The sequence below is a fragment of the Acetobacter sp. ESL1128 genome, assembly GCF_058505085.1.
Map to the genome: position 1 here is coordinate 1,719,798 of NZ_CP196369.1, position 19,017 is coordinate 1,738,814.

Below are 19,017 nucleotides of genomic sequence, written 5' to 3' on the forward strand. Positions count from 1 at the left end.
CTATGCTGCCAGCATAGCCCTTACATCTCCCAGTAACGCATCACGCGTGTAGGGCTTGTGCAAAACGGCAACCCCTTCTGGCAGCACGCCAAAATCCGCATAGCCGGTAACAAACAGAACCGGCAGGTCTGCACGCACATCGTGGATGCGTCGTGCGGCCTCGCCCCCGTTCATGCCCGGCATCATCACATCCATGACCACAAGGGCAATACCGGGGGTAGACTGCACTTTTTCCACGGCTTCGGCGCCACTTGCCGCCTCCATGACCTCATACCCGGCACGGCGCAAAAAGCCGCTGGTTACCGCGCGCACACCCGGTTCGTCATCCACGACCAGAATGGTGCTGCCTGCCCCGTTTTCTGGCAGAACACGCGCTATGGTCTGCACCGTGTTGGCTGGCACGGCGGGAATGGCGGCGGCCATTTCCTGATCCATGGCGGGGAACCATAGCTCAACGGACGTCCCTCCACCGGGGGCACTATCCACCCGCACTTCTCCCCCGCAATGGCTGATAAAGCCGTAGATCATGGACAGGCCAAGCCCCATGCCCTGCCCTGTTCCCTTGGTGGTAAAGAACGGGTCAAAAATACGGGCGCGTATGTCCTCCGTCATGCCAATGCCGCGATCGGTCACCTGCACAACCACCCATGCACCGGCATGCTCACGCCCCACATGCCGCCCCAGCAGGCGCGCAACCTGACGGACAGAAACGCAGGTTTCTCCCCCTTCCGACTGGGCATCCAGCGCATTGACACACAGGCTGAAGACCGCCAGTTCAAGCTGCACGGCATCTGTCCAGACCGGAGGCAGCGGCTCTTGAGGGATATTGAAGCGTACGCTGCTAAAGCGGCTCATGCCCTCTAGGCGGGACGCATCCAGCGCGCCGCGGATTTCCTCGGGTACTTTGCCCTGTTTCATGAAGGTCTGGAGGTTTTCCAGCACATCATGCATATCCACCCGCTGGCAGACCAGATGCCTCGGGCGGCTGAAGTCCAGCAGCTTGCGGGTGAGCACCGCGCCACGCCGGGCGGCTTCCATGGCGTTTTCATACAGCCGGACGACCGAGGCCTCCTTTGGAGGCTCAAGGTCCTGCACCAGTTCCAGAGAACCCTGAATGGCCGTGAGCAGGTTGTTGAAGTCATGCGCAATGCCACCGGCCAGAGTGCCAATGGCCTGCATTTTTTGCGCCTGCCGCAGCCGCTGCTCCAGACTTAAAAGCTCGCTCACATCCCGGTCGATCAGAATGGAATAATCCGAGAGCATGGAGGACTGTACAGGGGTGTTGCGCAGGCTATCCAGCCTGACGCGCGTCAGGTCATGCCAGCGGGCCGGGCCATCCTGTGCCGGAAGCTGGAGCACCTGCTGGTCGCGCCCGGTCTGGGCAAGCTGGCCCTGTGCTTCCTTCAGGCTTTCCAGCCGTGGGCCATCCACCAGATCCTCTTCGCGCTGGCCAATGCACTGCGCAACCGTGTGGCCCAGCTGGCTTGCCATCTGCTGGTTAAGCCGCACAAAGCAGCCCGCCTGATCCTTGACTGCAAGACCAAAGGGCAGGTTATCCAGCAACCCGCGCAGAAGCAGGCGTTCGCACTCCAGCTCTTTTTCCAGAAAATACCGCGCAGCCGCCTGCCCCACCATGGACAGCAGGGTTTCATCATCCCACGGCTTGTACGCAAAAAAGGAAATCTGGCCCCGGTTAAGGGCTGCTTCCACGGCGGAAATATCCGCATACCCCGTGAGCAGGATAGCCCCCGCCGCAGACAGGTCACGCGCATGGGCCAAAAAGACATCGCCCGTCATGCCCGGCATGCGCTGGTCGGAAACAATAACAGCAACACCGGGGTTACTACGCAGGCGCTCAAGCCCTTCCTCCCCCGAGGAAGCGGTCAGGACCGTGTAGGCACTTTCCAGCAGATCGGACAGTGCGACCAGAATTTCCGGCTCGTCATCCACAACGAGCACAAAAGGGCGCTGTGTTGGTTCATATAACGTGCTCACCGCGCCTCTCCTCTCCTGATTTATAGGGCACACGAATGGTAAAGCAGGCACCACCCAAGGCTCCCGAGTTTGTTATAACAATACTCCCGCCATGGGCCTGCACAACCCCATATGCCGTTGCCAGACCTAGCCCGGTCCCCGAGCCTACAGGTTTTGTTGTAAAAAACGGTTCAAAAACGCGTTCCTGCAATTCCTGCGGCACCCCCGGCCCTGTATCCGATATCTGCAACACGTAGTTTTCGGCCCCTTCGGCCTCTGCCTTTTCCAAAAAAGAGGCGATCAAAATCTGGTCCTTGCCTCTGGCCGGTGCAGAACCACCCTGTTTGCGGGCTGTTTCGCGCTGCTCCAGAATGGCATCAGCTGCGTTGCTGACAATGTTCATGACCACCTGATTAACCAGCGCTGCCTGACAGACCAGTTCCGGCGGTGCTTCCAGGCGGCATTCCACCGCTATTTCCTGCCCAAGTTTGGGGGCCAGAAGTGTCAGCACCATGGCAATGGCCTCGGGCACGTCCAGACGGCGGAACTCGCCTTCCTCCAGACGGGAAAAACGCCGCAGGCTGGCCACCAGCTCACGCAGCCTTGATAACCCGACAAGGGAAGAGGCCAGACGCTCGGCCCCTTTGGTCAGGGCGGCTTCGGCCACGCCAATATCGTTCTGCCTTACTGCCTGCAAAGCCTGCGCCATGCTGCGCTTGACCGTGTTTTCATGCGCCAGAACAAAGGCCAGCGGGTTATTGAACTCATGCGCAATACCTGCCGCAAGCTCCCCCAGAGACGCCATTTTGGCCGACTGCACCAGTTTGACCTGTGCATCAATCAACTTACGGTTAGCCGCTGCCAGGTCCGCATTAACACGGCGTAGGGCATCGGCCAGCGCCATACGGGCGCGGGCGCTTTCTATATGCGCTTCCTCACGCCGGGCTTCATCCTGCAAGGTTTTGCGGCGCACAAGGCTGCTTATGCGGGCGACCAGCAGTGCGGGGGCTATGTCCGAGTCCGTCAGGTCATCCACACCGGCGTTAAACGCCAGCCGTATTTTTTCGGCCGTGAGCTGGCCATGCTCGACCACCCCCAGCACACGCGTACACTGGCGGCTCCTGCGCCGGAAGGCTGCAACTGTCTGTGCCAGAGCAAGGCCGTTAAAGGCAGGGCAGCTCAGATCCACCACAATGCAGTCGGGCTGGATACGCCCGGCACTGACATTGGAGAGTTCAAGCCTGTCGGGGTCTTCCACCAGTGTTGCGTCCTCACCATTCTGGCGGAGCATCTGGACAAGACGCGGCGTTTTGCCAACACTCGCCCCATCGGGCCATGCCCATAAAACGCCCCCCGGTGCAGTCACCACAGAAACACGCGGCTGACGGAACACTGCCCCTTCACGCTCGGCGGTTTCATCCCCGAACTCGCGCAGAAGTGCGCATATGCGAAAAATCAGAAAAACCGGGTCATCCGTCGCGCAAAAGCAGGCATCTGCCCCACGTTCCAGAATTTCCCGCTCCTGCTCGGCATCATGCTCATCTACCAGCACAACCACGGGTATACCCCGCGTGGCCGATGTCAGCCGCAAGCGCTGGCATAGCTGGGCGGCAGACATATCGGGCAGGTGGTCCTGCACCACCAGAAGGCTTGGGAGTTCGGTATCAAACCCGGCAAAAACCGCGCGGCCATCTGCGGCTACGCGCACACCCAGGCCACGTTTGTCCAGCTCGGCCACAAGCTGTTGTTCGCACGTTGCATTCACACCCGCGAACAGGATGGAGCAGGAAAGAAAATCCATAAATTCCGCCTATAGCTGGACGCCTAGGCCCATCCTTTTTGCGCTTAAATCCGATTTTAAACCCATACCAAACAAAAACATCCGCCGTCTGCTCGCGAATGCGTTACCACTCCGGCTGCCTGCATCTGCCCCGCTGCAAGCATGGTGGCAAGACACACACAAGAACGGTATAAAGGCCGCTCTTTACTTGAGCAGCCTGCCCCACTGGCAGATTGACCGACATTTCCGCCTCGGATTACCTGAAGGAACACAGGTTCATGGACACGCGCACACCTATACCCGCTTCCCAGCAACCTCTTGCCATGTCCTCCCGCCAGAACACTTCGGCCTCTGCCGGGCTGCGGGTGCTGCGTACGGCCATTGGAGCCGCCTGTTATTTTGTTTTCTATTTTGTGCAGCAGATGGCTGAACTGTTTGCCCCTCTCCTGCTCATTGCAGGGGCCGCATGGGCGGCACTGCCAGCACTGGTCAAAACCCTGACCCGCACCACCGCATCAGCCGACCCGCAGGCGCATGACGCCATTGCCAGCGTTGCCAACGCCATTCCCGAACAGATTGTACTTGCCGGGCACGAACTGACCGCCAGCGGGCTGATCTGCGATGGTCTGGGGCTTATGGCCGTGGCCGCGGCAGGTGCCACGCTGGCCATGCTGGTCGGCCGCAAGCTTTAAGCGCCCACCCACACGCTTCCACCTGCCCCGCACGGCCTGCGGGGCATCAAACGGTGTTAGCCCAGTTGGTGGAGCCGGGCCGCGGCAGGCCATGCGTCCACAATGGCCGCCCACCAATGCCATGCCCCCAGCACAAGCAGTGCGGCCAGCACAAAACTCGCAATCCAGGCCCTGCGCCAGAACAGCTCGCTTTGCAGCAGGGCACGTATATCCGTACCGGCAATCCGTTTGGATACACTGGCAACCGCTTCGCGCACCATCTGCAAGGCCGAGCCTGTGCCCAGCTTATAAGCCGGGCGTGCAATATGGGCCGCGAGTGGTGCGCTCTCTTTTTTGTCTGGGTCCGCACGCAGCGGCAGCCTGCCCGGCATCTGCACTGTGCGTGACAGTGTAGGGGCTGCTGGTGCTGCACTCTCGGCCACAGGAACTTCTGGCACAGGCGTTGCTGGTGCGGGAGGCGCAACCGGCGGTGCAGCGGGGGGCACTGGAGCGGGAGCCGGAACCACGGGAGCAACAACGGCCGGAACTTCTGGCTCTGGCTCTGGCTCTGGCTCTGGCTCTGGCTCTGGCTCTGGCTCTGGCTCTGGCTCTGGCTCTGGCTCTGGCTCTGGCTCTGGCTCTGGCTCTGGCTCTGGCTCTGGCTCTGGCTCTGGCTGGATTTCGGCCTGAACGGGGGCGGATGCAAGGGGCACATCCCCCTGTGGAGCAGATAGTGCGGGAACAATCGGGGGGGCGCTGGCGTTATCCTCCTCCCCGGCTGCTTCGACCTCCAGGGGAGCAGGTGCGGGAGCGAGGGTAACAGGCTTCTGCGGTTCAGCCAGCGTACTTTTGGCTCCTGCCGGAGGGGCGGCAAAGGGAGCCACAACCGGCTCTACCTTGTTATCCGTCGGCTCCGGAGTGCGTTCTGGTGTACCCGGATCACTTTGGGCTGGCAGTGATGGAGCCTGCGGTTCTGCCGGAGTGTTCTCAACAGGTGCAGCTATTACTGCGGGAGGGGCATCGGGGGCTGCTGCGGGGGCTATTGTGCCTGCTGGGCCATCTTCGGGTACATCAGGCGGGGTCAGCCGCCATTTAACGCCGCAGGCCGAACATTTGAGCGTATGCCTTTTAGCCAGAAGAGCTTCGGGAACCTGATATGCCGCACCGCAGGAAGGACAGACAATCTTCATGAACACTCTCTTAGCAGGGCCTCTTCCTGTTGCCCCGGTCTGGCTGGAACGGCAGGCTAGGCATCAGGGCGAAAGACAAACGTAACCCCCCTTCCTATCACAGGAAAAGGCAATCCGTGCCAGCCCCCGATCCTAAAGGCACGGAGCGCCTTTTTCAATTCAGCACTGAATGGCGCTTCTCAATCGACAGTGCACGGAACAATCCGCTACAGTTGGGGGATGACTAAGCTGCCTTATCTTTGTGCTTTTTTGCCCGGAAAGCGGTAAATGATTCGTCTGGACAATGTATCCTGGCGCCGGGGCAAAAAGGATAGCGGGCCTGTTCTGGCCCATTTATCCTTTGCGGTGCCGCAGGGCGGATTCCGCTGGCTGCTTGGGCCTTCCGGGGCGGGCAAGAGCAGCCTGCTCAGCCTGTTGCATCTTGAAAACCTGCCAACCGACGGGCAGATGACCATTCTGGGCAAAACCGTTGCACAGGACGAAAAGCGTGCAGCTCTTGTACGCCTGCGCCACAGAATCGGCATGGTGCATCAGGACTATCAACTCATGCCCGACCTGTCCGTGGCCGATAACGTGGCCCTGCCCCTACGCCTGCAAAACCGCCCTGAGGACGAAATTCAGGACGAGGTTCACGCCATTCTCAAATGGGTGGGGCTGGGCGAGCGCCTGGATGTTCCCGCCACCCGGCTTTCGGGCGGGGAGCAGCAGCGCACCGCCATTGCGCGCGCCATTATCCACCGACCGGGCCTTATTCTGGCAGACGAACCGACGAATGCGCTGGAGGAAAGTCAGGCCTGCCGCCTGCTTGATATGTTTGCCGAGCTCAGCGCCATGGGCACCACGGTTATTGTGGCGACCCACAACGAATCTCTGGTGCGCAGGCTTGAACGGCCTTTTCTGTTCCTTGAACGTGGGCGGCTGGTGGATGAGGGAGATGCACAGGCATGACACGGCCTTTTTCCGGCCGTAAGGATGGCCTCTCCCTTTCCGAAGCCCTGCCGGATCGCAGCCTGTTCGCGCTGGTGGCCATGATGGGCTTTCTGGCCGCACTCACTCTGGCCGGGGCCAGCGGTGCGCGGGCACTTTCCGCCCGCTGGTCAGGGGGGGCTGCCCAGTTGCTCACCATTCAGGTGCCAGATGCAAATGCCCCACTGCCCGCACAAGGTGGTGGCAGCGCCACCACAACCCGTGTGCAGGCCGTTCTGGCAGACCTTGCCAGCCTGCCAGACGGCACGGAAGTACACCAGTTGACCCCACCCGAACTGGCCCGCCTGCTGGAACCGTGGCTGGGGGAAACAGATAGCTCTGCCCTGCCGCTGCCTGCAATTATCCGCGTTAAACTTCCACCGGACGCCAGTGTACCTGCCACACTGGAGCAGGCACTGGGCACCCATGTTCCCGGCACCATTATGGAGCATAACGCCCGCTGGGGCGAACGCCTGCGGGCACTGGCCAACAGCCTGCTGGCCTGCGCGGGGCTGGCCCTGCTGAGTGTGGGCGGCATTGCCACCATGATAACAGGCCTTGCCACACGCACCGGCCTTGCCACACGCAAGGATATTATCAAAACCCTGCACGGGCTTGGGGCCTCGGACAGTTATATTGCCGGTCGCTTTGCATGGCGGACCGCAACCCTTGGCTTTGGTGGTGGGTTAAGCGGCACCCTTATGGCCTGCCTGCCCCTGTTGCTGCTCCTGCAAATGGCAGCCCCTTTTGCCAGTGCGCCGCTCACCACGCCTGACCGGCTATTGCCCCAGAACTGGCAGGCACTGGCAAACACCATACCGTCAGACATGCTGTGCGCACTGGCACTTCTGCCTTTTGCCGCGGCATTTATCTGCTGGTTTACAACTCAGGTCATGGTACGCCTGTGGCTGCTCCGCCTCCCATAATGCGCAACGCCACACCCCTGCCCCACCTGAGCCGGCGTTTCCTGCCTCTGGTGCAAAAAACCTGCCTGCTGGCCGCCGGGTGCTGGCTGGCCGGGTTTGTCTGGTTTGTCCATGATGCGCGCCAGCCCCCGGCCCCCACCATGCATGCCGATGGTATTGTGGCCCTGACCGGGGGCACAGGGCGGGTGGAAACATCCCTCCGCCTGCTGGCCAGCAACCCCGATGCACGCCTGCTTATTTCCGGCGTTGACCTTCAGACATCGGTGCGCGCATTACTGCCAGCCTCCACCCCGCCAGACATGGCCGCCCGCATTACACTAGGCTATCAGGCACGCTCAACCATTGGCAACGCAACCGAAACTGCCGCGTGGGTAGCGGACCATCATATCAACAGCCTGATTATTGTTACCGCAGGCTACCATATGCGCCGCGCCATGCTCGAACTCGGGCGCACATTGCCCGATGTTGCCTTAACACCTTACCCGGTCATGCCCCCTGCCATGGACCACCCGTGGCGGCTGTCCACCCTGCGGCTGATGGGCATGGAATACATGAAGTGGCTGGGCGCACTGGCGGGCATGAAGCACAACCCCTCACTTCAGGTTTAAAGGGGCAGAGCCGGGAGCTTACGCCCCCAGCAACCCTGCATGGTGGCGCAGGTGGTCGGCCACAAAGCTCTGCACAAACCAGTAGGAATGGTCATACCCTTCATGCTCGCGGCAGATCAGGGCCTGCCCGGCCTTTTCCGCCGCCGCCACAAGGTGCCACGGCTGGAGTTCGCGTTGCAGGAACTGGTCGGCCAGCCCTGTATCCACCAGAATGGGAGCGGGATGGGTATAGCCATCCTCCAGCAGGCACACGGCATCATGCGCGCGCCATGCCGCGTGGTCTGGCCCCAGATAGGTGGAGAGCGCCTTTTTACCCCATGGCACAACAGAAGGGTGCACAACCGGCGCAAAGGCGGAAATGGACTTCCAGAACAGGGGGGCCTGCAAACCATGCACCAGTGCACCATGCCCACCCATGGAATGCCCCATGATCCCCCGCCTTGTACCATCCAGTGGCAGGGCGGCTTCCACCAGCAAAGGCAGTTCCTGTGCTATGTAACTGCCCATACGGTAATGCTGTGCCCATGGCTGCCGGGTTGCATCCAGATAAAAGCCCGCACCTGTTCCCAGATCCCAGTCCGTGTTCTCACCTTCAATACCTGCACCACGGGGGGAGGTATCTGGCGTAACCAGAGCCACGCCCAGCCGGGCAGCTTCGGCCAGTGCAGTTGCCTTGATCAGAAAAGTCTCCTGTGTGCAGGTCAGCCCGGCCAGAGCATACACAACCGGCACTTTGCCACCCTGTTCTGCCGCTGGTGGCAAAAACACGCCAAAACGCGCGGGCAACCCCAGCACGCTGGAGGCATGTTCGTAAAACATCACGCGCCCACCATGCGCCCGGTGTTCTTCCAGCAGTGTCAGCCCTATTGTTTCCGTCATCCCCACGACCCTTTTCATCTGGTCAGCCATACGTGCTCATGCTTACCATTACCCAGCATGCACAAACCATAATCGCACTGGCAACCCTGCGATGTATTGTGTGTTAAAATGGCACCGGGCATTCCGCCCAGTGACACAGAGACCGGAGATTTTTGAATGATCGTTGACCAGAAGGTCGGCTTACGCATTATCACGCGGGAAATCCTTATGGTCATCCTGCTTATGGCTGCGTGGGATCTGGTTGTTGTCATTCTTTTTCAGATTTTCCATCAGGAATGGATGGAACAGCCCAGCCTGCCCGTCTCCCTTATTGGTTCGGCACTGGCGCTGTTCATGGGCTTTCGCTCCAACAGTGCGTATGCGCGGTGGTGGGAGGGACGCACATTATGGGGCGCCATTACCAATAACTGCCGCTCCTTTGGCCGGCAGGCCGGCACATTGCTGGGCGACCGGCATGACCTGATGTACGCCATTGCCGCCTACCCCCACGCCCTGCGCATGGCGCTTGGCCCGGTTGATGCCAGCGCGGATGTGGAGCGCCTGCTGCCCCCCCACATGCTCAAAGCCATTGAGCCATACCGCAACAAACCCAACGCCATTCTCTACCAGATTGGTCTGGGCGTGACAGAGGAAGTCACCCGCAAGGGCATAGATGGCGCCGTTCATGGCCAGATTGACCGCATCCTGTCCGACATTGCCAACGCACAGGGCGGGCTGGAGCGTATTCGCAACACCCCCCTGCCCATGCAGTTTTCCGCCCTGCCGCGCGCGCTGGTCAATATTTTCTGTATTGTTCTGCCCCTTTCCATGGTGCAGACGCTGGAATGGATTACCCCCCTTGGGTCCTCGCTTGTGGGATGCCTGTTCCTTATTCTGGACAAGAGTGCAGACGACCTGCAAAACCCTTTTTCGGGCACTCCGCACGCGCTGCCCATGGCAACCATGGCCCGTAATATTGAAATTGATGTGGTCCAGCCCACGGGTGACCAGACCGCACCACCCCTGCAGACACAAAACGGCGTCCAGCAATAAGAGCATTGCCGCCCCTATTCTTTATATTGCAGACAAACAGCGCATTTTATGCTACAGGTCTCGACCATGAACACGTTTAGAACACCTCCAAAAGGCGGCGTGACAGATGCAATGGCACGCACCGCTGCCGCCACCACTGCGGCCCAGGCCAAAACCAAGGTGAAAGACGAAGACCCTTTTCAGGAAGGGGATTCCATTGTCTATGCCGCTCACGGCGTCGGGCGTGTAGACCGGATCGGGATTGACGAAATTGCCGGGACAAAGCTGGAAGTGATCCAGATTTCCTTCCCCGGCAACCAGATGACCTTGCGTATCCCGCTTTCCAAGGCCCGCAAGTCTGGCCTGCGCAAGATTGTCTCGCGCGAGATTGTGGACAAAGCCATGTCCATCATCAAAGGCAAGCCTCATGTCAGCAAAGGCATGTGGGCCCGCCGGGCTGTTGCGTATCAGGAAAAAATCAACTCCGGTGATCTGGTACAGATTGCCGAAGTTCTGCGTGACCTGCGCCGCAACGTGGATAGTCTGGATGGCAGCTTTAGCGAACGCAAACTGTTCGAAGCCGCACAGGAGCGTTTTGTGGCAGAAGTTGCCGTGCTGGAAAAGAAAGAACCCAACGCGGTTCTGGAAGAGCTGACCGCGGTCATGAAAGCCGCCTGAGCTTTTTGGCCAAAGCGCGTTTTTCTTCTGGTCCAGTTTACCCTGACCCGGCATGGCACACAGCCCTGCCGGGTTTTTTATACCCCGCCAGAAACCGTGTGTTTTTACCACCCGCCCCATAACCATGCGGAACACAACCATGCGCCCGCCCTCCACAACACCCGGCACGGAACTTACAACACTGCGCCACGCCATGCAGGCCATTCAGGCTGGCCAGTTCAGCCAGCCCCGTGCCCTGCTGGCCCCCCTTGTGGCGCAACAGAACGAACAGGCCCTGATCCTGCACGCCTTCTGCCTGTGTGGGGAGGGAGACAGCCACGCAGCCGCCCAGATTCTGGCGGACATTGGCTTGCGCAACCCCAGCAGCCAGCACCCCTTACAGGACCTGAGCGAGACCATGGCTGCTCTGGACCAGCGCCCTGCCGCTATTGCCGTATGCCGCGCGGCAACCCAGCTTGCCCCGGCAGATACACGCATACACACGGCTCTGGGCGATCTGCTGGTCCAGACAGGCCAGTTCAAGGCCGCCATAACCACGCTGACAGAAGCAACCTCCAAGCACCCGCAGGACATGCTTGCCCATAACCTGCTCTCCATGGCGTATACCGAAAGCGGGGCGCTGGACACTGCCCTGCAATGCCTCACGGCATGCCTGCCCCATACCCCCAAAGATGTACCCACTCTGGCCAATATTGCCTCCGTTCTGGCGGCACAGGGGCAGATGGAGCAGTCTTTTGGCTATTTTGCCCAAGCACTGGCCCTGCGCCCGCAGGATGCCCGGATCAGGGTCAACCACTCCGTTGCCTTGCTCAAGGCTGGCCAGTACGCTCAGGGCTGGCACGAGCATGAATGGCGCTTCCAGCTCCCCGGGCACACCAGCCTGCCCATGGAACGCCTTTTGCCAACCCTTGGCCCCAACACCGACCTGAGCGGCCAGCGTGTCCTGATCACGCACGAGGAAGGGCTGGGGGATACGCTCATGTTTGCGCGCTATGTTCGCCCACTGGCCGAACGTGGCGCCATAACCCACCTGTGGGTGCCAGAAGCACTGGCGGACCTGTGCCGCAACATGCCGGGGGTACACACGGTGCAGGTTGGCGGCACCACCCCGGCCTATGACTGGCATTGCCCCTTTATCAGCCTGCCGCGGGTTTTTGCCCCAACATCGCAGCCATGGGGTGCCCCCGTGCCGTATATCCGGGCCAACAGCCACAAGGTTGCAGCACTGGCCCCGCTTTTGCCCATGAATGGCAAACTGAATGTAGGGCTGGTCTGGGGAGGTGCGCCACGCCCGACCTCCCACTTTGCCCATATGATTGACCGCAGGCGCTCCATGAGCCTGCACACCCTTGCTCCATTAGGGGCCATACCGGGCATTAATCTGATCAACCTGCAAAAAGGCCCTTATGCTGAACAGATGATGGACCCACCAGAAGGTATGATGCTCTACGACCCAACGGACAGCCTGCACACTCTGGATGACACGGCAGCCCTGATCATGGAGCTGGACGTGGTGGTAACGGTCGATACCTCTGTTGTTCATCTGGCCGGGGCGCTGGGCAAACCCGTCCTGCTGATGGACCGTTACGATAACTGCTGGCGCTGGCTGCATGGGCGGGAGGATACCCCATGGTACCCAACCCTGCGCATTATCCGCCAGACCACACCCCGCCAGTGGGATGATGTTATGGTACGCGTCGCGCAGGCGCTGGCAGACATGGCCGCACAGCGGCGTTGAGCCATCCAACAAAAAAGGCGACCCGCACATATGCCGGGCCGCCTTTTTTGGTCTGTTCTGGCTGGAACGGTTTAGCCGGATGTGCCGGTCCGTGCCTGCACCGGGGTTGAAATCATACGGGCATCGCTCCCGTTCCCGATAACCTCAAACACCCCAAGTGCGCGGCGTACGCGCCCATCCGGCAACAGGGTAAACGTGCCATCCACCCCGGCAAAACCACCCGGACGCGTCAGGGATTCAGCAGGGTAGCCGGGCACGCCGCTGCGGGCCACGGTCAGCGCTGCGGTGGCCGCATCGTACGACATATCAGCCAGTGGCTTGGGCATGTGGTGATTACGCGCCATGAAGCGCGTGACAAAAGCCTGACGGGAGGTGGGGTCAGGTGCCGCATACCACGCCCCCTTGATCGCCCCGAGCTTGGAGGCAAAAGATGCCCACAACCCCGGCCCCATAATGCGGACATCAGGCATATTAACCTGCGTAACAACCAGCGCATCCAGCACGTTTTTCAGCCCCAGCCCAATATCGGCCAGCAACAGGGCATCAAACGGCGGAGCGCCCAGTGTAACCTGCGGGGCTGCCGGGGCTACAAGGGTTGCCGCACCATTGGGTGCCTGCCCCGGCTGGGCAATGGGGGCCGCAGGCTGGTTGGGGTCCTGCCCAAGGGCTGCCGCCAGACTGGCAGGCAACTGCGCAACCTTTGGCAGTTCGGTCAGGCCGGATACTTCACTGGGGTTACCGCTTGTTGTGGTGGCACCGGGCACGGGGTTTGAAGGCATGGCCTGCTTGACTGCGGCAACGCGCGCATCATAGCCCGATAGCTGGCGCAGCGTCTGGGTAATCCCGTCCGCCGTGCCGTTATGGTAGGCTATGGTGGGTGCTGCCAGACCCTGATCACGGCAGGCGCTGACAAGACCATTCCCCATAGCGTGGCCCAGAGCATTATCGGGCAGCAGGGCAGCAAAATGCTGCCGCCCGTCCCGCTTGGCCTGCGCAACAAGCTGCTGCACCTGCTCCTCGGGGGTAATGCCCATAACCCACACACCGGGCCGCCCCTGTGTAATGTCGCTGGTAAAGGCCAGCACGGGAATACCTGCCGCCTGCGCTGCGGGGGCCGCTACTGCGGTGTCTCCACTGGTCAGCGGGCCAAGCAGAATACCATCCCCGGCCTGCAAGGCGGCGGACGTGGCCGAAGCAGCGCCCCCTATGGCTGCCGTATCATGCACATCCATCTGCATATCGGGGGGCAGTCCTTCCCCCCCAAGGGCGAGTTGCACACCGGCAAGCAGTTCGTGCCCAAGGGCTGCATTGTTGCCACTTAACGGCAGCAGCACCCCAACCTTGTGGCTGGTGGCCTGCGTGGCTGGCGCGCTCACCGCACCCATACCCGATGTTCCGGACTGGTCGGCACATCCGGCAAGGATCAGCCCTGTTACGCCAAGAGCAGCCACTCCGGTCTTGCACAATGCCCGGTTTGCCGCCAGACCTTGACGGGAAAGCCCTGACAGGAGCGAGTATGCACGCGTCATCATCCAGATCATCCTCTACCAACACCCCGTCCGAGGCACCGTCTTCCAATGGGATCGAACCTTTGCATACCGAAGGACATGCGCCAAGTCATGCGCGTTTTTCAGGTGGGCTTGTGCTGGTTGCGACCCCTATTGGCAATCTGGGGGATTTCAGCCCCAGAGGGGCGGAGGCACTGGCCCGAGCCGATCTGGTTTTGTGTGAAGATACCCGCATGACAGCCCGCCTGCTGGCGGACCGGGGGATTTCTGTCCGGACAGAAGCCCTGCATGAACATAATGAGCGCCAGCGCGTACCCAACCTGATCCGCCGCTTAAGCGAAGGGGTACAGATTGCCCTTGTATCCGATGCAGGCATGCCCCTGCTCTCGGACCCCGGATTCAGGCTGACGCGCGCCGCCATTGATGCCGATATTCCCGTAACCGTTGTCCCCGGCCCCAACGCGGCACTGACGGCCCTTGTCCTGTCCGGCCTGCCGCCCCACCCGTATATGTTTGTGGGCTTTCCGCCCCCCCGCTCCGCCGCGCGGAAAGAAACATTCGCCCGGCTGCACGCAGCCGAACGCGCAGGGCTGAGCGCAACGTTGATCTGGCATGAAGCCCCCCACCGTCTGGCGGAAACACTGGCAGACATGGCCAGCGTATTCGGCCCCGACCGCCCCTGTGCTGTAGCGCGGGAGCTGACCAAACGGTTTGAGGAGGTCAAGCGCGGCACGGCAGAAGAGCTGGCCACGTTTTATGCCCAGACCCCACCACGGGGCGAAATTACCGTACTGCTCGGCCCAGCCCCGGAAGTTGAAACGTCCGCTGATGATCTGGACACCACATTACGCGCCCTGCTGGGCACGCATTCGGTCAAGGATGCCGCCGCACTGGCAGCCGCAGCAGCGGGCCTGCCCAAACGCACGGTCTATGCGCGCGCGCTGGAACTGGCGGCAGAAGCAAAAGAAGCATAAAAAACACCCCGGCTCCCTTGCGGGCCGGGGTGCCGCGGCAGGCTAGAGCGCGCCCGCAACCTCGCCTGCGGCATGGCCGCTGGCCCATGCCCAATGGAAGTTGTAGCCCCCCAGCCAGCCCGTTACGTCCACGGCTTCGCCCACCACATATAGCCCCGGCACGGATTGCGCCTCCATGGTGCGAGAAGACAGGGCTTTGGTATCTACCCCTCCGCGCGTGACCTCGGCCTTGGCAAAGCCTTCCGTCCCCTGCGGTTTAAGCTCCATGCTGTGGACCCGCTGCGCCATAAGCCGGATGTCCCGGTCGGCCCATTCCGCCAGTGTACGCTCGGGCGCGCCCAGTTCCACCATGGCGTGGGCCAGACGTTGCGGCAGCCAGCGTGCCAGTGCCCCGGCGCCCCTGGCTTTGGAGCCTTCCTTTTTCAGCTTCATGAGCAGGGCGGCAATATCCTGCCCCGGCAAAAAGTCCACAAACAGGGGCTGCCCCGCAGACCAGTAGGAGGAAATCTGCAACAAGGCCGGGCCAGACATGCCCCGATGCGTGAACAGCAGGGCTTCCTCAAACGTGGTTTTGCCACATGTGACCCGCACGGGGAGCGAAAGCCCGGCCAGTGAGCGCACCCATTCCTCGCTCTCCCCACCAAAGGTCAGCGGAACAAGAGCAGGTTCGGGCTGAATGACAGCAAGGCCAAACTGCCGCGCCATTTCATACGCAAAGCGGCTGGCCCCCAGTTTGGGAATGGACAGCCCACCCGTTGCCAGCACCACGGAACGGGCGGTCATATCCCCCCGGGAGGTCTGGACCCGGAAGACATCGGATTTGCTGACATCATAAACCCGTACATCGGTCAGGATCCGCACACGGGCTGCGGCACACTCGTTGAGGAGCATCTGCACAATATCATGTGCGGAATTATCGCAAAAAAGCTGGCCGAGTTTTTTCTCGTGCCAGGCAATGCGATGCTTGGCCAGCAGGTCCAGAAAATGGCTGGGCTGATACCGGCTGATGGCCGATTTTACAAAATGCGGGTTAGCGGACAAAAACCGGTCGGCCCGCATGGTCTGGTTGGTAAAGTTACACCGCCCACCACCAGAAATAAGGATTTTCCGTCCCACTTCCGGCCCATGCTCCAGCACTGCTACGCTGCGGCCATGCTGGCCTGCCGTCAGGGCGGCCATTAACCCGGCCGCTCCCCCACCGATGACAAGAACATCAAACATCGGCGTTACGTTTTTTTGTGTCAAAGTATCAGAAATCCAGATTGGTATAGTAATCAGGCGGCGTAATGCCGGAAACCCGGTCGTTCAGCAGTGGGCGAAAGCACGGGCGGGACTTCATTTTGGCGTACCAGTCACGCACGGCGGGCACCTTGGCCCAGTCTATGTCGCCAATAAAATCGAGGCAGGACAGGTGTGCAGCCGCCGTAAAATCGGCAAGGGATAAAAAGTGCCCCCCCAGCCAGCTCCTGTTTTCGGCCAGGTCGTTCACGTATTTCATGAGCGGACGCATGGAGGCATAGGCTTCACGCAGGGCACCGCCATCGGGGTTGCCGCGCCCGCTCAGGCGCTTCATCACCCGTTCATCAATAAACCGGCCTGAGACTTCGCGGGCGAACAGCGTTTCAAACCACGCGACAACACGGCGCACTTCCACCCGCTCGGCCAGTGTGCGGCCCAGCAGAGGAATATCGGCATACGCCTCTTCCAGATATTCGCTGATCACGTACACATCGGGTACGATCAATCCGTTATCTTCCACCAGAACGGGCACATCACCCGCGGGGTTGAGCGCCAGAAACTCGGGGCGTTTTTCCCACGGGCGTTCAACAATGGCTTCAAACGGCAGGCGTTTTTCACCCAGCACAAGACGCACCGTGCGGCTGGCTGGAGAAAGGGGGAAATGGAACAGGGTACGCATACCCTAGTGCTTTATGCCATTGCATGCAGCCACGCCAGAGGGAAAACCGGGCAAAGCCCATCAATTTCCACATATTCCTTTTGTGCGGCAAAAACTAACCCGCAACACAAACTTCTCTGTTGCAATACAACCCTGTTATTCTACACGCTAACTGGCGTTCCTGTTTTTGAGAGAGCATCTGTTCGTTGTCCGGCACACATTCCAATTCCTCCCGCATCCGTATGTCTGGGCGCTCCTTTCTGGCCCTGACCCTCACACCGGAAACACCGCTGGTGGACTGGCTGGCCGCACTGGACCACCAGATCCAGCGCGCAGTGGGCTTTTTTGCGGGCAAGCCTGTTATTCTGGACCTCAGCCTCATGCAGGCAGACACACCCGACCTGCCGCACCTCCTGCCCGCCCTGCAAGAACGCGGCATACGCGTACTGGGCATAGAAGGGGGAGACAGGTCCTGGCCTGCCGTGGCCGACTGGGCATGGCCGGAAAGCCCGATGGGTGGGCGCGCCTCCGGCCCGGTCAGCATCCCGGAAGGGGAAAAAACCCCGACACTGGCCCCTACCCTTGTGGTGGAAGAAAGCGTGCGCTCGGGCCAGCACATTATCTGGCCTGATGGGGATGTGGTTATTCTGGGGGCCGTGTCCTCAGGGGCGGAAGTCACGGCTGGTGGGTCCGTGCATATTTATGGCGCACTGCGGGGCCGCGCCATTGCTGGCATTGGCGGCAATGCGGACTCCCGGATTTTTACCCGCAACCTTGCCGCCGAGCTTGTTGCCATAGACGGATTCTACGCCACGGCGGAAGAAATGGACGAAAAATGCACCGGCAAACCCACACAGGTCATGCTTGCGGGGGAAACTCTGGTATTCAAACCCCTACCCTGATGCGGGTTTGAATAAAACATGCTACAAAAGCCGTATTAATGTCACATTATACGTTTCATTTTCGCGCACAGATTGTAATGTCTCACCCAGATTGGGCCGTGGCATAAAGCGCGCGCCTTTACCGGCTTGCATAAGGAAGAGGAAGACTGATGGCAAAGGTTCTGGTCGTCACGTCAGGCAAAGGGGGTGTCGGCAAGACCACCACCACCGCAGCTCTTGGGGCAGCATTGGCCAAAGCTGGCCAGAGCGTGGTTCTGGTGGATTTTGACGTTGGTCTGCGTAACCTCGACCTTGTCATGGGGGCCGAACGCCGCGTGGTGTTTGACCTGATCAACGTTATTCAGGGGGACGCCAACCTTGCTCAGGCCCTGATCAAGGACAAGCGGGTTGATACGCTCTCCCTCCTCCCCGCATCCCAGACGCGCGACAAGGACGCCCTGACGCCAGAAGGTGTGGCCAAGGTTATTGCCGACCTGAGCAAAAAGTTTGACTGGGTGATCTGTGACAGCCCCGCGGGGATTGAGCGCGGCGCACAAATGGCCATGCACCACGCCGACATGGCCGTGATCGTGACCAACCCCGAAGTCTCCTCCGTGCGTGACAGTGACCGCATTATCGGCATGCTGGACAGCACAACGGAAAAAGCCAAAGCCGGTGAGAAAATGGAGAAGTTCCTCCTGATCACCCGCTACGACCCGCAGCGTGCCGCCCGTGGCGACATGCTGGGCACGGACGATGTGCTGGAGATTCTGTCCATCCCGCTGCTGGGCATTATCCCCGAAAGCGCAGATGTGCTCAAGGCATCCAACGTGGGTGCGCCCGTAACCATTGCAGAACCGGATAGCGCGCCAGCCCGCGCTTATACCGAAGCCGCTCGCCGCCTGATGGGAGAGAAGGTGGAAGTCACCATTCCCACAGAACGCAAGGGCCTGTTTGACTGGCTGTTCAAACGGAGAGTCGCATGACATTCCTCTCCAGCATTTTCAAGCGCCGCTCCTCGGCGCCGGTTGCGCGCGATCGGCTACAGATTTTGCTGGCGCACGAACGTATTGCTGTTGGTGATGGCAAGGATGACCTGCTTGCCAAGCTGCACCGTGAGATCATGGAAGTGATCAAGCGGCATGTCGCGGTCGATCAGGACAAGGTTCAGATTAAAATGGACCGTGGCGCGCAGTGTTCGGTGCTGGAAATTGATGTGGAAGTTCCCGGCCTGACCGACAGGGCCGAAAACGCCAAAAAAGACTGACAGCACCTATTATGCCCCAGCATCGCAGGCCCAGGCGGTCTATTATGCTGCCAGTACGCAAACGCCCTG

At 60.6% G+C, this 19,017-nt stretch carries 18 protein-coding genes; 11 read left to right on the forward strand and 7 right to left on the reverse strand.

The annotated features are described in order from the left end of the window. Positions 1-1,995: a response regulator gene (locus tag ACSYTG_RS07985; protein ID WP_086647194.1), complete on the reverse strand. Its 1,995-nt coding sequence runs from the start codon at positions 1,993-1,995 to the stop codon at positions 1-3. Continuing rightward, positions 1,979-3,775 carry an ATP-binding protein gene (locus ACSYTG_RS07990; protein ID WP_086647193.1) on the reverse strand — a complete coding sequence of 599 codons (1,797 nt, stop codon included), beginning with the start codon at positions 3,773-3,775 and terminating at the stop codon, positions 1,979-1,981. The genes ACSYTG_RS07985 and ACSYTG_RS07990 overlap by 17 nt, the downstream gene beginning before the upstream one ends. A gap of 257 nt (positions 3,776-4,032) precedes the next feature. Between ACSYTG_RS07990 and ACSYTG_RS07995 the strand changes: the two genes are divergently transcribed. Then, complete coding sequence (locus ACSYTG_RS07995; RefSeq protein ID WP_166110298.1) at positions 4,033-4,446, forward strand: hypothetical protein; 414 nt, start codon at positions 4,033-4,035, stop codon at positions 4,444-4,446. Positions 4,447-4,502: 56 nt separating this feature from the next. Here the strand turns inward: ACSYTG_RS07995 and ACSYTG_RS08000 are convergent, their stop codons facing one another. Next, positions 4,503-5,615: a zinc-ribbon domain-containing protein gene (locus ACSYTG_RS08000; RefSeq protein ID WP_489782881.1), complete on the reverse strand. Its 1,113-nt coding sequence runs from the start codon at positions 5,613-5,615 to the stop codon at positions 4,503-4,505. A 267-nt stretch (positions 5,616-5,882) separates the two neighbouring features. Here ACSYTG_RS08000 and ACSYTG_RS08005 point away from each other — a divergent pair, with 267 nt between their 5' ends. Genes ACSYTG_RS08005 through ACSYTG_RS08015 form a run of 3 tightly spaced genes read left to right on the forward strand, consistent with a single transcriptional unit; the run spans position 5,883 to position 8,115 of the window. Further along, the gene (locus tag ACSYTG_RS08005) at positions 5,883-6,563 is read left to right on the forward strand and encodes a cell division ATP-binding protein FtsE (protein WP_086647192.1); all 681 of its coding nucleotides are present in this window, start codon (positions 5,883-5,885) and stop codon (positions 6,561-6,563) included. Next, positions 6,560-7,507, forward strand: a complete 948-nt coding sequence (locus tag ACSYTG_RS08010; protein ID WP_165925010.1) for a cell division protein FtsX — start codon at positions 6,560-6,562, stop codon at positions 7,505-7,507. The genes ACSYTG_RS08005 and ACSYTG_RS08010 overlap by 4 nt, the downstream gene beginning before the upstream one ends. Further along, positions 7,486-8,115: a YdcF family protein gene (locus tag ACSYTG_RS08015; protein ID WP_491706409.1), complete on the forward strand. Its 630-nt coding sequence runs from the start codon at positions 7,486-7,488 to the stop codon at positions 8,113-8,115. Before ACSYTG_RS08010 ends, ACSYTG_RS08015 begins: the two co-directional genes overlap by 22 nt. An 18-nt stretch (positions 8,116-8,133) precedes the next feature. On the opposite strand, the gene fghA is transcribed toward ACSYTG_RS08015, so the two are convergent. After that, positions 8,134-8,994 carry an S-formylglutathione hydrolase gene (gene fghA / locus ACSYTG_RS08020; protein ID WP_489782882.1) on the reverse strand — a complete coding sequence of 287 codons (861 nt, stop codon included), beginning with the start codon at positions 8,992-8,994 and terminating at the stop codon, positions 8,134-8,136. A gap of 156 nt (positions 8,995-9,150) precedes the next feature. Here fghA and ACSYTG_RS08025 point away from each other — a divergent pair, with 156 nt between their 5' ends. From ACSYTG_RS08025 to ACSYTG_RS08035, 3 genes are all read left to right on the forward strand, one after another. Further along, positions 9,151-10,026 carry a bestrophin family protein gene (locus tag ACSYTG_RS08025; RefSeq protein WP_086647189.1) on the forward strand — a complete coding sequence of 292 codons (876 nt, stop codon included), beginning with the start codon at positions 9,151-9,153 and terminating at the stop codon, positions 10,024-10,026. Between the two features lie 66 nt (positions 10,027-10,092). Beyond that, positions 10,093-10,683: a CarD family transcriptional regulator gene (locus tag ACSYTG_RS08030; protein WP_086647188.1), complete on the forward strand. Its 591-nt coding sequence runs from the start codon at positions 10,093-10,095 to the stop codon at positions 10,681-10,683. Positions 10,684-10,822: 139 nt separating this feature from the next. Beyond that, positions 10,823-12,421 (forward strand): tetratricopeptide repeat protein, encoded by a 1,599-nt coding sequence (locus ACSYTG_RS08035; protein WP_489782883.1) that lies wholly within the window; start codon positions 10,823-10,825, stop codon positions 12,419-12,421. A gap of 71 nt (positions 12,422-12,492) precedes the next feature. Here the strand turns inward: ACSYTG_RS08035 and ACSYTG_RS08040 are convergent, their stop codons facing one another. Next, a complete protein-coding gene (locus ACSYTG_RS08040) occupies positions 12,493-13,950 on the reverse strand; it encodes a penicillin-binding protein activator (RefSeq protein ID WP_086647187.1) in 1,458 nt (485 codons plus the stop codon). Here ACSYTG_RS08040 and rsmI point away from each other — a divergent pair. After that, a complete protein-coding gene (gene rsmI / locus ACSYTG_RS08045; protein ID WP_489782884.1) occupies positions 13,938-14,903 on the forward strand; it encodes a 16S rRNA (cytidine(1402)-2'-O)-methyltransferase in 966 nt (321 codons plus the stop codon). The two genes, ACSYTG_RS08040 and rsmI, sit on opposite strands and share 13 nt — an antisense overlap. Before the next feature lie 42 nt (positions 14,904-14,945). On the opposite strand, the gene ACSYTG_RS08050 is transcribed toward rsmI, so the two are convergent. Together ACSYTG_RS08050 and ACSYTG_RS08055 are read right to left on the reverse strand one after the other, a co-directional pair. Further along, positions 14,946-16,124, reverse strand: a complete 1,179-nt coding sequence (locus ACSYTG_RS08050) for a BaiN/RdsA family NAD(P)/FAD-dependent oxidoreductase (protein ID WP_086647185.1) — start codon at positions 16,122-16,124, stop codon at positions 14,946-14,948. 28 nt (positions 16,125-16,152) lie between these two features. Next, a complete protein-coding gene (locus ACSYTG_RS08055; RefSeq protein ID WP_095348950.1) occupies positions 16,153-16,821 on the reverse strand; it encodes a glutathione S-transferase family protein in 669 nt (222 codons plus the stop codon). A gap of 185 nt (positions 16,822-17,006) precedes the next feature. On the opposite strand from ACSYTG_RS08055, the gene minC reads away from it, so the two are divergent. From minC to minE, 3 genes are all read left to right on the forward strand, one after another. Next, the gene (minC, locus tag ACSYTG_RS08060; protein WP_489782885.1) at positions 17,007-17,702 is read left to right on the forward strand and encodes a septum site-determining protein MinC; all 696 of its coding nucleotides are present in this window, start codon (positions 17,007-17,009) and stop codon (positions 17,700-17,702) included. A 149-nt stretch (positions 17,703-17,851) separates the two neighbouring features. Continuing rightward, on the forward strand, positions 17,852-18,667 hold the full coding sequence (gene minD, locus ACSYTG_RS08065; protein WP_086647182.1) for a septum site-determining protein MinD: 816 nt from the start codon (positions 17,852-17,854) through the stop codon (positions 18,665-18,667). Then, positions 18,664-18,948, forward strand: a complete 285-nt coding sequence (gene minE / locus ACSYTG_RS08070; protein WP_086647181.1) for a cell division topological specificity factor MinE — start codon at positions 18,664-18,666, stop codon at positions 18,946-18,948. Before minD ends, minE begins: the two co-directional genes overlap by 4 nt. The last annotated feature ends 69 nt before the right edge of the window (positions 18,949-19,017 follow it).

What these genes read in the sequence shown, in the direction of transcription:
- ACSYTG_RS07990 (WP_086647193.1), bottom strand. Translation starts at nt 3,775, where the DNA reads ATGGATTTTCTTTCCTGCTCCATCCTGTTCGCGGGTGTGAATGCAACG.
- ACSYTG_RS07995 (WP_166110298.1), top strand. Translation starts at nt 4,033, where the DNA reads ATGGACACGCGCACACCTATACCCGCTTCCCAGCAACCTCTTGCCATG.
- ACSYTG_RS08000 (WP_489782881.1), bottom strand. Translation starts at nt 5,615, where the DNA reads ATGAAGATTGTCTGTCCTTCCTGCGGTGCGGCATATCAGGTTCCCGAA.
- ACSYTG_RS08005 (WP_086647192.1), top strand. Translation starts at nt 5,883, where the DNA reads ATGATTCGTCTGGACAATGTATCCTGGCGCCGGGGCAAAAAGGATAGC.
- ACSYTG_RS08010 (WP_165925010.1), top strand. Translation starts at nt 6,560, where the DNA reads ATGACACGGCCTTTTTCCGGCCGTAAGGATGGCCTCTCCCTTTCCGAA.
- fghA (WP_489782882.1), bottom strand. Translation starts at nt 8,994, where the DNA reads ATGACGGAAACAATAGGGCTGACACTGCTGGAAGAACACCGGGCGCAT.
- ACSYTG_RS08025 (WP_086647189.1), top strand. Translation starts at nt 9,151, where the DNA reads ATGATCGTTGACCAGAAGGTCGGCTTACGCATTATCACGCGGGAAATC.
- ACSYTG_RS08030 (WP_086647188.1), top strand. Translation starts at nt 10,093, where the DNA reads ATGAACACGTTTAGAACACCTCCAAAAGGCGGCGTGACAGATGCAATG.
- ACSYTG_RS08035 (WP_489782883.1), top strand. Translation starts at nt 10,823, where the DNA reads ATGCGCCCGCCCTCCACAACACCCGGCACGGAACTTACAACACTGCGC.
- rsmI (WP_489782884.1), top strand. Translation starts at nt 13,938, where the DNA reads ATGCACGCGTCATCATCCAGATCATCCTCTACCAACACCCCGTCCGAG.
- ACSYTG_RS08040 (WP_086647187.1), bottom strand. Translation starts at nt 13,950, where the DNA reads ATGACGCGTGCATACTCGCTCCTGTCAGGGCTTTCCCGTCAAGGTCTG.
- ACSYTG_RS08050 (WP_086647185.1), bottom strand. Translation starts at nt 16,124, where the DNA reads ATGTTTGATGTTCTTGTCATCGGTGGGGGAGCGGCCGGGTTAATGGCC.
- ACSYTG_RS08055 (WP_095348950.1), bottom strand. Translation starts at nt 16,821, where the DNA reads ATGCGTACCCTGTTCCATTTCCCCCTTTCTCCAGCCAGCCGCACGGTG.
- minD (WP_086647182.1), top strand. Translation starts at nt 17,852, where the DNA reads ATGGCAAAGGTTCTGGTCGTCACGTCAGGCAAAGGGGGTGTCGGCAAG.
- minE (WP_086647181.1), top strand. Translation starts at nt 18,664, where the DNA reads ATGACATTCCTCTCCAGCATTTTCAAGCGCCGCTCCTCGGCGCCGGTT.